The sequence below is a fragment of the Pseudomonas luteola NBRC 103146 genome (genome assembly GCF_002091675.1).
Taxonomy (GTDB): Bacteria; Pseudomonadota; Gammaproteobacteria; order Pseudomonadales; family Pseudomonadaceae; genus Chryseomonas; species Chryseomonas luteola.
In genome coordinates, this window is the sequence record NZ_BDAE01000003.1 from 73,688 (window position 1) to 87,948 (window position 14,261).

Sequence of the window (14,261 nt, forward strand, 5' to 3'; positions counted from 1 at the left end):
ACGAGGCTTTTTTAAACCTGTAAACCCTTGAAGTGGAAAATTTTTATTATTTTTCGAAGACTAACCTTTAAGGCATTTTCGAGCTTCAATATATAGAGAGCTCTTAACCAGACAAAAGGTAACTCTAAACTGATGGCCGATTGGCAATCCCTCGATCCCGAGGCCGCTAGAGAAGCGGAAAAATATGAAAACCCTGTTCCAAGTCGCGAGCTTATTCTGGCGCATCTGGCGCAGCGGGGCGGTCCTGCCTCGCGCACGCAGCTGATAGAAGAGTTCGGTTTGACGGAAGAGGATCAGTTTGAAGCATTGCGCCGTCGCCTTCGTGCCATGGAGCGGGATGGGCAGCTTCTTTATACGCGTCGCGGTGCTTACGCCCCTGTTGATAAGCTCGATCTTGTCTGTGGGCGAATCAGCGGTCACCGTGACGGCTTTGGCTTTCTTATCCCTGACGACGGCAGTGATGACCTTTTCCTGAGCCCTGCGCAAATGCGACTCGTGTTCGATGGTGACAAGGCGCTGGCACGTGTATCCGGTCTGGATCGTCGAGGCCGCCGTGAAGGTGCTCTGGTCGAAGTCGTACACCGTGCCCATGAGAGCGTGGTCGGCCGGTTCTTTGAAGAGAGCGGCATCGCGTATGTAGTGGCGGACAGCCCCCGGATCCAACAGCAGGTGCTGGTCCCCGCCGGCAAGCATGGCGGAGCGCAGCATGGGCAGTTTGTTCAGGTTCATATCACCGACTGGCCTACTGTTCATCGCCAGGCCCAGGGCGAGGTAGTTGAGGTGCTGGGTGATTACCTCGCGCCAGGGATGGAAATCGAAGTGGCATTGCGCAGCTACGATATTCCCCATGAGTGGCCGGCCGATGTAGAGAAAGAGGCTGCCAAGCTCAAGCCTGAAGTCTCTGAGAAAGATAAGGAAAAGCGGGTCGATCTGCGCAACGTACCGTTCGTGACAATTGACGGTGAAGATGCGCGTGACTTTGATGACGCGGTCTATGCCGAGAAGAAGAAGTCCGGAGGCTGGCGGCTCTTCGTCGCGATTGCAGACGTGTCTCATTATGTGAAGGTTGGCTCTGCGCTAGACACCGAGGCCGCACGCCGGGGCAACTCGGTATATTTCCCAGGGCGCGTAGTGCCCATGCTGCCTGAAATCCTGTCCAATGGGCTGTGTTCCCTGAACCCCTTGGTGGATCGCCTCGCCATGGTATGCGAGATGACCATCTCGGCGACGGGCAAGCTTACGGGCTATCAGTTCTACGAGGCGGTGATTCACTCCCATGCGCGCCTGACCTATACCCGGGTCAGTCAGTTACTGGAAACGCCGGAAAGCACTGAGGCGCAGCAGTTCCGTGAGCAGCTGCCGCAACTGGTGCCGCATATCCAGGAACTGTATGCCTTATATAAGGTGCTCGTGATTACCCGGCAGGAGCGGGGTGCTATCGATTTCGAGACACAGGAGACGCGAATCGTCTTTGGTGCCGACAAGAAGATTTCGGAAATCCGGCCTACTCAGCGTAACGACGCCCACAAGCTGATCGAAGAATGCATGCTGTGCGCGAACGTAGCGACAGCCAAGTTTCTCGAGAAGCACAGCATTCCAGCCCTGTACCGGGTTCACGATGCGCCGCCGCTTGAGAAACAGACCAAGTTGCGGCAGTTCCTGGGTGAGATCGGCCTGACTTTGACGAAGGGCAAGGCTACACCGACGCCCAAAGACTACCAGGCGCTACTCAAAGCCGTTCATGACCGTCCCGATTACCGTCTGATCCAGACGGTAATGCTGCGCTCACTGAGCCAAGCGGTTTACAGCCCGGACAATGAGGGACATTTTGGTCTCAATTACGAAGCCTATACACACTTCACATCGCCCATTCGGCGTTATCCGGACCTATTGGTTCACCGTGCAATTCGCAGCGTCATTCGTTCCAAGCTTGAAACACGGCATGTGAAGCGTGCCGGCGCCGCTGCCATGCCCAAGTCGCGTATCTATCCGTATGATGAGGCGCAGCTGGATCAGCTGGGTGAGCAGTGCTCCATGACCGAACGCCGTGCCGACGAAGCTACACGAGACGTTGCGAACTGGCTCAAGTGCGAGTACATGCGTGATCGGGTCGGCGAGACGTACCCGGGTGTCATCACCGCTGTGACGGGATTTGGCGTGTTTGTCGAGCTGAGCGATATCTACGTCGAGGGGCTTGTTCACGTCACGGCGCTGCCAAGCGATTATTATCATTTCGATGCCGTACACCATCGGCTTTCAGGTGAGCGTAGCGGGCGCAGTTATCGGCTGGGTGACTTGGTCGAAATCGTGGTGGCGCGTGTGGATCTGGATGAGCGCAAGATCGACTTTGAGCTGTCCGAGACGGCACAATCGGCTCCGGCAGGTCGTCGCCAGCGAGGCGATGCCAAGCCCTCAAGAGATAAGTCTCGAAAGCGCGAGAAAACCCAGGTACCTGCCCAGAATTCAGCAGTAGGGATCGAGGTCTCGCCTGAATTGCTCAAGCAGGCAGAAGTGTTGCTGGGCAATACGGACGTCAAGCGCAGTCGTGCAGTCAAGCGCGCCCTGCTGGATGAGGCCAAGACCGGTGGAGAAAAGCCCGCCAGGGCGCAACCTGCCAGACAGGAGGCCGCCCCGGCGCGCACGCCAGCAAAGAAAGGCAAAAAAGCAGACAGCGCTAAACCCGGCAAGCCAGCTAAATCGGCCAAGGCAACGAAGCCGAGCAAACATCGCAAGGGGCCTTCCAAGGCCAAGGCACAGGCGGCTTCTGGTGAAGTCCGTAAACGTAAGGTCAAGTCATGAGTCAGTGGGAAATGGTCTATGGCATCCATGCCGTAGAAGCGTTGTTGCGTCATCATCCAAAGCGGGTGAAGCAACTATGGATAGCCGAAGGTCGTCAGGAACCGCGCATACAGGCAGTGGTCACATTGGCCGATGCTGCACGTGTGCCGGTGCAGACCCATAGCCGTCAATCGCTCGACGAGCAGGTGGACGGTGTGCATCAGGGGATCGTGGCGCATGTAAGTCCGAGCCAGATCTGGGGCGAGGCGATGCTTGAAGAACTTTTGGATAGAGCCGAAGGCCCGCCACTGCTTCTGATGCTGGATGGGGTGACGGATCCGCATAACCTGGGGGCCTGCCTGCGTACAGCCGACGCGGCAGGTGTTCAGGCGGTCATCATACCCAAGGACAAGTCAGCCAGTCTGAATGCTACGGTTCGTAAGGTAGCGTGTGGTGCCGCTGAGGTTATTCCATTGGTCGCGGTTACCAATCTGGCGCGTACGCTGGAAAAGCTCAAGAAGCGAGGGCTGTGGGTTGTGGGCACAGCAGGAGAAGCAGAGCAGGATGTCTATGATGTAGACATGACCGGGCCGACCGTTCTCGTCATGGGTGCAGAGGGCAAGGGAATGCGCCGATTGACACGTGAGCTGTGCGATTTTCTGGTGCGTTTGCCTATGTCCGGCAGTGTCAGCAGTTTGAACGTCTCCGTAGCGACAGGGGTTTGCCTGTTCGAAGCCGTTCGTCAACGTCGTTCTCGCTAGAGGGATCGGCTCGCCCGCTGAAAGTAGTTAGGTTACATGCTCGATTTTGAAAGCATTTTCAGGGCTTCGCCGAATTCGTATGTTCTGCTGAACAGCGCTTTGACCGTCGTGGACGCCAACGAGGCGTACCTGAGAGCCGTGGGGCGGCAGCGTCAGGAGTTGCTTGGGGTCCATTTGTTCGAGGCCTTTCCTGTCGATCCGTTGCAGGGCAACGTGCCATCACAGCAGGCCCTGAAAGCCTCCATCGAGCGAGCTGTTACGCTCAGGCAGGAAGATGCCCTCCCTGTTATTCGTTACGCGATACCGCGTAGCAGTGCCAGGGGGGTAGTGTTTGAAGACCATGTCTGGAGTGTTACGCATACGCCACTCTTCGATGCTGGAGGTCGATTGCAGCATATCCTCCAGCACGCTACGGATATCAGTGAACTCCAGGCCATGCGTGCCGATGTAGCTCGTTCTCCCAGCCTGACATCGACGAACATTCAACTGGGGCAGCGCCTGATCAATCGAGCGAAAGCCTTACAGGATGAAGGGGCTCAGCTGAGACGGCTGTTTCAGCAGGCGCCGGGTTTCATCTGTGTCTTGAGCGGGCCTGACCATGTGTTTGAGCTGGCTAACGATGCGTTTCTGCACCTTGTAGCGCGAGGAGACGTTGTCGGTCATCCTCTTCGTACTGTCTTTCCCGAATTGGTAGAGCAAGGTGCTCTCAGGTTATTTGATGAGGCGCTAGTCTCTCTCAAAACATTTTCTGGACGCGGCGTTCGCCTGGATATTCAACGTACCGCCTTGGGGCCTTCCAACGAAATCTACGTAGATTTCATCCTGCAGCCGATTATTGATAACGGGCAGGTGGCAGGGCTTTTTATCCAGGGTAACGATGTCACCCAGCAGAAGCGGGCGGAAACCGAGCTGGCCAATTACCGGCTGCACCTTGAAGATCTGGTGCAGGAGCGGACGCGCGAGCTCAAACGCAGTGAAGATGAGCGACAGGCCGCTATGGTTCAGGCGCAAAAGCTGGAAGCCGTTGCCAAACTGACGGGGGGCGTTGCCCATGATTTCAATAACGTCCTGCAGATCATCGGAGGCAACCTGCAGTTGCTGAAAACCCGACTGGCAGGCGATGAGGTTGGCCAGCGTCGGCTGCAGGCGGCCAATACAGCCGTAGAGCGGGGTGCAAGCCTTGCTTCTCAGCTCTTGTCCTTTGCGCGGCGGCAGCCCCTGCAGCCAATGTCAGTCGATACGAAGAGTCTCCTGGATGGCATGAGTGATTTGCTGCATCAGGCGTTGGGCGAGTCCATCACGCTGACTGTGCTTGCTGACCCTGATGTCTGGTCGATATTTGTCGATGCAGGTCAGCTGGAAAACGTGCTGGTCAGTCTGTTACTCAATGCCCGCGAAGCAATGGCTAATGAGGGGCATGTCACTGTTGAGCTACATAACGTGTTGCTTTCCCAGGAGCAGTGGCAGACCGCTGACGAGTTGATTCCAGGCGAGTACGTGCAGCTGATCATCACGGATACCGGGCGCGGAATGTCCGAAGAGGTCAAGGCGCAAGCCTTCGAGCCCTTTTTCTCGACCAAGCGTGAAGAGCATGGCACCGGGCTTGGCCTGTCCATGGTCTATGGTTTCGTGAAGCAGAGTGGCGGACATATCTTGATCAACAGTACCTTGGGCAAGGGAACATCGATCATTCTTTATCTGCCACGCTCGCTACCGAATACCGATACAGCCGATAGTTCCATGGCCTTGCCGTCGGTTGAGGAAGGTGGAAGCGAATGTATCCTTGTAGTGGAAGACGACCCTGATGTTCGTCACATCGTGGTGGATATGCTGAGTGAGCTAGGCTATGACGTGCTGGAAGCCGGTGATGGGCAGGCTGCCCTGACGATGCTTGAGCAGGGGGCGCCTGTAGATTTATTGTTTACAGACATTGTGATGCCGGGCCCGGTACGCAGCACCGAGCTGGCACGCAGAGCAGGGGCGCTCAGGCCTTCCTTGAAGGTACTGTTTACCTCGGGCTATACACAGGACGCTGTAATACAGGGCGGACGGCTCGAGGCAGGAGGCAACCTGCTCAGTAAACCCTATCGTCGGGATGAGTTAGCCCAAAAGGTGCGTATGATGCTCGGTATGCACAGACAGCACACCCCTACTACAGCTGTAACAGAAGAGGACATGGCGTTGGAGGAAACCGCAAGTAACAAGGTATTGAATATTCTGCTGGTCGAGGATGACCTGACGCTACGTAGCCTGACTAGCGAGGTGATGGAAGAGCTGGGCTATCAGGTTACGGCCGTGGCTTCTGCCGAAGAGGCACTGGACGCGCTGCAGAGCAGTACCTTTGATGTCCTTTTCACAGATATCGGGCTTGGAGGCATGTCAGGGCTGGACCTGAGCCGTCAGGCGCTCAAGCGTTATCCCGGACTGCATGTCGTAGTGGCTTCCGGTTATGCCTTTGACAAGGACGACGAACTCAAACATGTAAAGGCGCTGCTCAAGCCATACGATCTTTTCAAGATCCGGCAGCTGCTCGATGATCTGTCCGTCAGATAGTTGTACCGGCGAGCCGGTTGGCTCGTGATCTTCCTTGCGCCACCCGGTGCCCTTCTCTAGAATACCGCCCCTTGCCTGTAGCGGGCCTCCGCTTGCAGGCAAGTCAAAACGAAACATTCACTCCTTGTCTGACCGCATCATGTGGCAGGCTATAACCCGTAAGGAGCATTTATGCGTCATTACGAAGTTGTGTTTCTGGTTCATCCTGACCAGAGCGAACAGGTGGGCGGCATGGTTGAGCGCTACACCAAAGCGATTGAAGAAGACGGTGGCAAGGTTCATCGTCTGGAAGACTGGGGCCGTCGTCAGCTGGCTTACGCTATCGACAACGTGCACAAGGCTCACTATGTTCTGATGAACATTGAGTGCAGCGCCAAAGCACTGGCTGAACTGGAAGACAACTTCCGTTACAACGACGCCGTGATCCGTAACATGATCCTCCGTCGCGATGAAGCCGTTACCGGCCAGTCTGAAATGCTCAAGGCCGAAGAGAACCGTAGCGAGCGCCGTGAGCGTCGCGAGCGTCCTGCCGAGTCCGAGTCCGCCGATGGCAGCGACAATGCTGACGTCGATGGCGACGATAGCGCCGAGTAAGCCTGGATTATTGAGGAATCATTGTTATGGCACGTTTCTTCCGTCGTCGTAAATTCTGCCGTTTCACCGCTGAAGGCGTGAAAGAGATCGATTACAAAGATCTGAACACCCTGAAAGCCTACGTCTCCGAAACCGGCAAGATCGTTCCGAGCCGTATCACTGGCACCAAGGCCAAGTACCAGCGTCAGCTGGGTACTGCCATCAAGCGTGCTCGTTATCTGGCCCTGTTGCCCTACACCGACAGCCACGGCCGTTGAGACCGGGCATCGACACGAACTAACGGATAATTCGCATGCGAGCCCTTGCTGATTTCATCATGCGCGGTCGCATGCAAGCCACCCTTACGGTGGTGATTGCAGCGGTTGTGCCATTTCTGTACTGGCTCAGCGCTGCAGCAGGGAGTCTGGTCGTCCTGCGCCGTGGCGCAAGTGACGCTGCAGGTGTAGTGGTCTGGGCATTGCTGCCGGCCGCGTTCTGGTGGTATCTGGGGGATCCGAGCATTGCGCTCGTATTCGTCGGTACCCTGGCGCTGGCGCTGGTTTTACGCAGCAGTGTTTCCTGGCCGCGTGTCCTGCTCGCCAGCATCCTGGTCGGTCTGGCGTTTGCTGTGACCATTGGTCATGTCTACGCAGAGCCCATCAACCTCTTGGCAGAGGAAATTCAAAAGCTTCTGCCTCAGATGGCGGGTCAGTCACCGGATGCTTTGCCGGAAGCCAAGCAGGCCCAGCTGCATGACATGCTGGTGCCTGTATTGACCGGTCTGATGGCGAGTCTTTTCCAGATTGTCTGTCTGCTGTGCCTGATGTTGGGACGTTATTGGCAAGCTGCGCTGTATAACCCAGGCGGTTTCGCGCGTGAGTTTCATGCGCTGAGATTGTCGCCCGCCCTGGCACTGGGAATGCTGTTGGTCATGCTACTGGCACCCAACATCAACCTGGGACTTGGGATGTTGACACCGCTGTGCAGTGTACCCCTGGCGATAGCTGGCGTTGCCCTGATTCACGGACTGGTAAGACAGAAGCACATGGCCACGTTCTGGCTGGTGGGGTTGTACGTGACACTGCTGATCTTTGGGCAGTTGATCTATCCGTTGTTGGTGATCGTAGCCGTGGTCGACAGTCTGTTTGATTTTCGTGGGCGCCTGGGCAATACGTCCAAGGACTCCACGAACGGTGAAGGTTAAAAGTTAAGAGGTAAGACTCAAATGGAAGTCATCCTGCTGGAAAAGATCGCCAACCTGGGCAACCTGGGCGATAAAGTGAACGTCAAGGGCGGTTACGCTCGTAACTTCCTGCTGCCGCAGGGCAAGGCAACTGCCGCTACTGCTGACAACGTTGCTGCGTTCGAAGCACGTCGTGCAGAGCTCGAGAAGCAGGCTGCCGATAAGAAGGCTTCTGCTGAAGCTCGTGCTGCCAAGCTGAACGAACTGACCGTTACCATCGCTGCCAACTCTGGCGACGAAGGCAAGCTGTTCGGCTCTATCGGTACTCGCGACATCGCCGAGGCTGTTTCTGCTGCTGGCGTTGAGCTGGACAAGAGCGAAGTTCGTCTGCCCAACGGCGCTCTGCGTAACGTTGGCGAGTTCGACGTAGATGTGCAGCTGCACACCGACGTTGAAACTACCGTCAAGGTGGTCGTGGTTGCTGAATAAGCGGTCATGACAACTGACTGGCGGGCTTGCACGAACATGCAAGCCTGCCGACAATCGGGCACGTCATTCTCGTAATGACGTGCCCGTTTTTTTTCAGGCCATGAAGGCCTGTCTTCTCTGATCGAACTTTCGGTGCCAATCGCTACGCCATGAATGAGATCGCCATCGCTGAACAATACGATTTGCAAACTGCCGCGCTGAAGGTGCCACCGCACTCCATCGAGGCCGAGCAGGCCGTGCTGGGTGGCTTGATGCTGGATAACAATGCGTGGGAACGCGTCTCGGACCAGGTATCGGACGGCGACTTCTATCGCCATGACCATCGCCTGATCTTTCGTGCCATTGCTCGTCTGGCTGAAAGCAACCAGCCTTTCGATGTGGTTACGTTATCCGAGCAGCTCGACAAGGAAGGACAACTACCCCAGGTAGGGGGGCTGGCTTACCTGGGTGAGCTGGCAAAAAACACCCCCTCTGTTGCAAACATCAAGGCCTATGGCCAGATCGTGCGCGAGCGCGCCACGCTGCGCCAGCTGATCGGCATCAGCAATGACATTGCCGACAGTGCCTATAACCCTGAAGGTCGGGGCGCCAATGAGCTTCTTGATGAGGCGGAGCGCAAGATTTTCGAAATCGCCGAGGCCCGTCCCAAAACAGGAGGTCCGATTGGCGTTAATGACATTCTGACCAAGGCCATTGATCGAATCGATACCCTGTTCAACTCGGATAATGCGATTACGGGTGTTTCCACAGGATTTGTGGATCTGGATGATAAAACCAGCGGCCTTCAACCGTCGGACTTGGTTATCGTGGCGGGACGTCCCTCGATGGGTAAGACGACCTTTGCCATGAACCTGGTCGAAAATGCGGTACTGCGTACGGACAAGGCCGTGCTTGTATTTTCACTGGAAATGCCAGCTGATTCGATCGTGATGCGTATGTTGTCGTCCCTTGGGCGAATCGATCAGACCAAGGTCCGCTCGGGTAAGCTGGAGGACGATGACTGGCCAAGGCTGACCTCAGCGGTTAACCTCCTGAATGACCGCAAGCTGTTTATCGACGACACGGCAGGTATCAGCCCGTCGGAAATGCGTGCACGTACGCGGCGTTTGGTGCGTGAACACGGTGACTTGGCGCTGATCATGGTCGACTACCTGCAATTGATGCGGATTGGCGGGGCAGCCAGTGAAAACCGGACCAATGAGATTTCCGAAATTTCGCGCTCGCTCAAAGCGCTGGCCAAGGAGTTCAACTGTCCGGTGGTCGCGTTGTCCCAGCTTAACCGCTCGCTGGAACAGCGGCCGAACAAGCGCCCGGTGAACTCCGACTTGCGTGAATCCGGAGCGATCGAGCAGGACGCCGACGTAATCATGTTTGTGTACCGGGATGAGGTATATCACCCTGAAACCGAGTACAAGGGTGTAGCCGAAATCATTATCGGTAAACAGCGTAACGGTCCTATCGGTACGGTGCGACTCGCCTTTATCGGCAAATACACCCGTTTCGAGAACTTGGCGCCCGGCAGTTATAACTTCGACGACGACTAAGTTGTCGGGGGCGCAAAAAAGCCGCACACCTGTGCGGCTTTTTTATAAGCGCCTTGGCCTTGCATGTGGTAATCCAGGCGTGGATGCGCGCGTTCGGCAAGCTCAGCAGTCCAGTAACCATGCGGCTGTCAGGCGACGGATAGCGGTTCGCCTCTCTTAACTGGCTATTTTTTGTGCTATTCTTGCACCTCCTCCCGCACCATATTTAATCCCCGGAAGCCTTCATGCTCGCTGCCAAGCCGTTGTTCGACTATCCCAAATATTGGGCTGAGTGTTTTGGACCTGCGCCTTTCCTGCCGATGAGCAGGGAGGAGATGGACCTGCTCGGCTGGGACAGTTGCGACATCATTGTCGTGACAGGCGATGCCTATGTGGATCATCCATCCTTTGGCATGGCCATCATTGGACGTCTTCTGGAAGCGCAAGGCTTTCGGGTAGGGATTATCTCCCAGCCAGACTGGCAGTCCAAAGACGACTTCATGAAGCTTGGCAAGCCGAACCTGTTTTTTGGCGTGGCGGCAGGCAACATGGATTCGATGATCAACCGCTATACAGCCGATCGCAAGATTCGCTCCGACGACGCTTATACACCAGGCGGTTTGGCCGGCAAGCGTCCCGATCGTGCCAGCATGGTCTACAGCCAGCGTTGCCGTGAAGCCTACAAGGGGGTACCGATTGTCCTGGGCGGTATCGAGGCATCACTGCGCCGGATTGCTCACTACGACTACTGGCAGGACAAGGTACGCCATTCCATCCTGATGGATGCAAAGGCGGATATTCTGCTGTACGGCAATGCCGAACGTGCAGTCGTGGAGATTGCTCACCGCTTGGCTGCGGGTGAACCCATCCAGGCGATCACCGATATTCGCGGCACTGCGTTTATTCGCAAGGACACGCCGGAAGGTTGGTTCGAGCTGGACTCGACGCGTATTGACCGTCCGGGGAAGGTCGACAAGATCATCAACCCCTACGTCAATACACAGGATTTGCAGGCGTGTGCCATTGAGCAGTCCAAGGGGCCGCAGGAAGATCCTGAGGAGGCGAAGGTTGTTCAGCTGCTGCCCAGCCCGAAGCTTACCCGTGACAAGACGGTCATTCGGCTGCCGTCGTTCGAGAAAGTAAAGGGCGATCCGGTCCTGTATGCCCACGCCAACCGCGTGCTGCACCTGGAGACCAACCCGGGCAATGCCCGCGCGCTGGTTCAGCGTCATGGCGATCAGGACGTATGGCTCAATGCGCCGCCGATTCCGCTGACCACTGAAGAGATGGACTACGTCTTCGGGCTGACCTATGCCCGTGTTCCGCATCCTGCTTATAAAGGCGAGCGGATTCCTGCGTACGAGATGATCCGGTTCTCGGTCAACATCATGCGCGGCTGTTTTGGCGGCTGCACTTTCTGCTCCATTACCGAGCACGAAGGCCGCATTATCCAGAACCGTTCGGAAGAGTCCATTATTCGAGAAATCGAGGAAATTCGCGACAAAGTGCCAGGGTTTACCGGGGTTATTTCCGACTTAGGTGGCCCGACGGCCAACATGTACCGGATTGCGTGCAAGGACCCGGAAATCGAGAAGCATTGCCGCAAGCCGTCCTGCGTGTGGCCGGGTATCTGCGAAAACCTGAACACCGACCACTCGGCGCTAATCCAGTTGTATCGCTCTGCGCGTGCCCTGCCGGGTGTGAAGAAGATCCTGATTGCGTCGGGCTTGCGGTATGACCTGGCGGTAGAGTCGCCGGAGTACGTAAAAGAGCTGGTAACCCATCACGTGGGGGGTTACCTGAAGATTGCGCCAGAGCACACCGAGGAAGGTCCGCTTTCCAAGATGATGAAACCGGGCATCGGCAGTTACGATCGCTTCAAGCAGATGTTCGAGAAGTATACGAAGGAAGCCGGTAAGGAACAGTACCTGATTCCTTACTTCATCGCTGCGCATCCGGGTACGACTGATGAAGACATGATGAACCTGGCGCTCTGGCTCAAGCGTAACGGCTTCCGGGCGGATCAGGTACAGGCGTTCTATCCGTCGCCAATGGCAACCGCGACTGCGATGTACCATTCGGGCAAGAATCCGCTGCGCAAGGTAACTTACAAGAGCGATGGCGTACCGATCGTGAAGGGGGAGCGTCAGCGCCGCCTGCACAAGGCATTCCTGCGCTATCACGATCCAAACAACTGGCCGATGCTGCGTGAAGCGCTCAAGGATATGGGGCGTGCCGACTTGATCGGTAACGGCAAGCATCACCTGATTCCCACGTTCCAGCCCGCTGTGGATGGTACTTACCAGAGTGCACGTCGTAAGAATTCGACGCCGCTGGGTAGCAAAAAAGCAGGCAAGCCGTTGCTGACTCAGCATACCGGCTTACCGCCGCGTGCGGCGGATGGCAGCAAGGGATGGGACAAGAAACAGGAAGGTCAGGCGGTGGCGTTTGCCAAGGGCAAGAAAAAGCCCCGGCGAGAACCCAATATTCCGCGTTGATGAAACGGCGAGCCTCAGGCTCGCCGTTTTGCTATCAGCGGATCGTCAACGCGCCGGTAAGATCGCCCAAGGGGGCGAGACCGTGGGTGACGCGTGCGATGTCGCGCTCCACCAGACCCTTGAGCGGCGGCAAGCCGTGGAGCCGGGTGATCAGGCGTAGGATTGAGGTAGTGTCGTACAGGTCGTGATCGACATGTCCTTTGCGTGCGAAGGGTGACACGACAAGGGCCGGAATACGTGTGCCTGGACCCCAGCGATCACCCTTGGGCGGTGCTACGTGATCCCACCAGCCGCCGTTCTCATCGAACGTAATGACGACTACGGTGTTTTCCCATTGCGGGCCTTTCTGCAGATGTTCGATAACCTTGGCAATGTGCTGATCGCCTGAAGCGACATCGGCATAACCGGCATGCAGGTTTAGGCTGCCCTGGGGCTTATAGAAGGTTACAGGCGGCAGGCGACCGGCATCAATGTCTGCCAGAAAGCGGTTGGTGCTCGGATCATCGCCAATCCCGCCGTCGCGGATGTGCTGCTCGCGTGCTGCCGTGCCCGGAGCGAAGCGCTTGAAGTAGTTGAATGGCTGGTGGTGCGCCTGGAACCGGGTATCGGCGCCATTGCCCTCCAGCGCTGCCTGCCAGCCTCCCGAGTACCAAGCCCAGTCCACGCCCTTGGCTGACAGCAGGTCGCCAATGGTGGCATGGGTCTGTGGTGGCAGTACGCTCGGGTTGGTCGGATCGGACAGGGCCGGGTCGCCTCCTGCCGGCGGCGGAATCTGGCTGGGCTGATAGGGCGGCAGCATGGTGTTGATGGCATAGCCGTCAGGGCTAAGCGCGCCCGGATTGACGAATACCGGACGTCCATCCAGGGCCGAAGCAGGAGAGTTGTCCGCCAGAGCCAACTCATAGCCCAGCGGATTCTTCCCTTTAAGCACCGCCACCTTGTCCTTTGCCGGGCTGGTGGTGTGGTTGGGGTAGAACGGCGCGCGACCCGAGATCAGGAACTGATGGTTCAGGAAAGAGCCACCAAAAGCAGCCATGAAGAAGTTGTCGCAGAGGGTGAATTCCTGGGCCAGTTTCCACAAGCGCAACTTCTCGGGCTGGCTGTAGTAACCCATGACCAGTGCGCCGGAGTCACCCCAGGCGACAAAGCCGTCATTGCGTCCGCCGTTGATCTGCATCTGGTTCTGGTAGAACGCATGTACGAGATCACGAGTGATCAAGCCCGGGTTAAGCAGCTTGCCTTGAGCATCCTTCAGAGGAAAGGGTGCATTGGAAAGCCCACTGATCTGATCTTCAGTAATCAGGTATTGCTGACCGTCAATGGTCTGAGCCATAGGCACCAGGCCACCCCAGATCTTGGGTAAGTGCGGTAGCGGCTGTCCGTTACGGTCCTTCTGCTGGAAATGCTTGGCGTTGACCGCAGACAGTGGCTTCGAGACGCCAGGAAAATTGCCAAACAGGTTATTGAAGCTGCGGTTTTCCGCGTAGATCACAACGACATTTTTGATTTGCCGTTTCAGTGAATGGTCGAATGCCTTGCGCTCGGCAGCTTCAGCCATTCCCATGCGGTCAAGACCGGGCAAACCTAGCCCTAACCCGACGACACCTGCTCCGATCAGAAAGCGGCGTCTTGATTTCTCGAGGGTGGAATCGGGCTTATTACGGTCGTCATCTTTCATCGGAGGAAACCTCAGTAACGGAGCTGGCCTCTACAGTAGTAACAAAATATTTCAGATTTTCGAGCGATACGTTCTTATTAAGTCAGTTATTTGTATGCCTAGCTAACTTTTTTGCAGGCGCTGGCTGATCAGTTTTATCACTGAGAGCATGCGAGCCAGTAAGGGCAGGCGGACTACCGCTGCAGTCCGTAGATGAAGCGCCATGTTACATAGCATGGCGCTAAG

At 56.6% G+C, this 14,261-nt stretch carries 10 protein-coding genes; 9 read left to right on the forward strand and 1 reads right to left on the reverse strand.

Features of this window, described 5'->3' with window-relative positions; genetic code table 11:
* The first annotated feature begins 132 nt into the window (after positions 1 to 132).
* The 9 genes from rnr to PLU01S_RS04965 all read left to right on the forward strand — a co-directional run bounded on the left by rnr (position 133) and on the right by PLU01S_RS04965 (position 12,358).
* Entirely contained in the window at positions 133 to 2,799 is a 2,667-nt protein-coding gene (gene rnr, locus PLU01S_RS04925) for a ribonuclease R (protein WP_074823317.1), read from the forward strand.
* Positions 2,796 to 3,539: a 23S rRNA (guanosine(2251)-2'-O)-methyltransferase RlmB gene (gene rlmB, locus PLU01S_RS04930; protein ID WP_010796928.1), complete on the forward strand. Its 744-nt coding sequence runs from the start codon at positions 2,796 to 2,798 to the stop codon at positions 3,537 to 3,539. The genes rnr and rlmB overlap by 4 nt, the downstream gene beginning before the upstream one ends.
* Before the next feature lie 36 nt (positions 3,540 to 3,575).
* Complete coding sequence (locus PLU01S_RS04935) at positions 3,576 to 6,092, forward strand: response regulator (RefSeq protein ID WP_074823314.1); 2,517 nt, start codon at positions 3,576 to 3,578, stop codon at positions 6,090 to 6,092.
* A gap of 171 nt (positions 6,093 to 6,263) precedes the next feature.
* The gene (rpsF, locus tag PLU01S_RS04940; protein WP_010796930.1) at positions 6,264 to 6,686 is read left to right on the forward strand and encodes a 30S ribosomal protein S6; all 423 of its coding nucleotides are present in this window, start codon (positions 6,264 to 6,266) and stop codon (positions 6,684 to 6,686) included.
* A 26-nt stretch (positions 6,687 to 6,712) separates the two neighbouring features.
* Entirely contained in the window at positions 6,713 to 6,943 is a 231-nt protein-coding gene (gene rpsR / locus PLU01S_RS04945; protein ID WP_007161145.1) for a 30S ribosomal protein S18, read from the forward strand.
* A 35-nt stretch (positions 6,944 to 6,978) separates the two neighbouring features.
* Positions 6,979 to 7,869 (forward strand): YybS family protein, encoded by an 891-nt coding sequence (locus PLU01S_RS04950; protein ID WP_074823311.1) that lies wholly within the window; start codon positions 6,979 to 6,981, stop codon positions 7,867 to 7,869.
* Between the two features lie 21 nt (positions 7,870 to 7,890).
* Entirely contained in the window at positions 7,891 to 8,337 is a 447-nt protein-coding gene (gene rplI / locus PLU01S_RS04955; RefSeq protein ID WP_010796932.1) for a 50S ribosomal protein L9, read from the forward strand.
* A 149-nt stretch (positions 8,338 to 8,486) separates the two neighbouring features.
* On the forward strand, positions 8,487 to 9,881 hold the full coding sequence (gene dnaB, locus PLU01S_RS04960) for a replicative DNA helicase (RefSeq protein ID WP_010796933.1): 1,395 nt from the start codon (positions 8,487 to 8,489) through the stop codon (positions 9,879 to 9,881).
* A 224-nt stretch (positions 9,882 to 10,105) separates the two neighbouring features.
* Positions 10,106 to 12,358: a YgiQ family radical SAM protein gene (locus tag PLU01S_RS04965; RefSeq protein WP_010796934.1), complete on the forward strand. Its 2,253-nt coding sequence runs from the start codon at positions 10,106 to 10,108 to the stop codon at positions 12,356 to 12,358.
* A gap of 34 nt (positions 12,359 to 12,392) precedes the next feature.
* On the opposite strand, the gene PLU01S_RS04970 is transcribed toward PLU01S_RS04965, so the two are convergent.
* On the reverse strand, positions 12,393 to 14,036 hold the full coding sequence (locus PLU01S_RS04970) for an acid phosphatase (protein WP_074823306.1): 1,644 nt from the start codon (positions 14,034 to 14,036) through the stop codon (positions 12,393 to 12,395).
* Positions 14,037 to 14,261: the final 225 nt, after the last annotated feature.

What these genes read in the sequence shown, in the direction of transcription:
- rnr (WP_074823317.1), top strand. Translation starts at nt 133, where the DNA reads ATGGCCGATTGGCAATCCCTCGATCCCGAGGCCGCTAGAGAAGCGGAA.
- rlmB (WP_010796928.1), top strand. Translation starts at nt 2,796, where the DNA reads ATGAGTCAGTGGGAAATGGTCTATGGCATCCATGCCGTAGAAGCGTTG.
- PLU01S_RS04935 (WP_074823314.1), top strand. Translation starts at nt 3,576, where the DNA reads ATGCTCGATTTTGAAAGCATTTTCAGGGCTTCGCCGAATTCGTATGTT.
- rpsF (WP_010796930.1), top strand. Translation starts at nt 6,264, where the DNA reads ATGCGTCATTACGAAGTTGTGTTTCTGGTTCATCCTGACCAGAGCGAA.
- rpsR (WP_007161145.1), top strand. Translation starts at nt 6,713, where the DNA reads ATGGCACGTTTCTTCCGTCGTCGTAAATTCTGCCGTTTCACCGCTGAA.
- PLU01S_RS04950 (WP_074823311.1), top strand. Translation starts at nt 6,979, where the DNA reads ATGCGAGCCCTTGCTGATTTCATCATGCGCGGTCGCATGCAAGCCACC.
- rplI (WP_010796932.1), top strand. Translation starts at nt 7,891, where the DNA reads ATGGAAGTCATCCTGCTGGAAAAGATCGCCAACCTGGGCAACCTGGGC.
- dnaB (WP_010796933.1), top strand. Translation starts at nt 8,487, where the DNA reads ATGAATGAGATCGCCATCGCTGAACAATACGATTTGCAAACTGCCGCG.
- PLU01S_RS04965 (WP_010796934.1), top strand. Translation starts at nt 10,106, where the DNA reads ATGCTCGCTGCCAAGCCGTTGTTCGACTATCCCAAATATTGGGCTGAG.
- PLU01S_RS04970 (WP_074823306.1), bottom strand. Translation starts at nt 14,036, where the DNA reads ATGAAAGATGACGACCGTAATAAGCCCGATTCCACCCTCGAGAAATCA.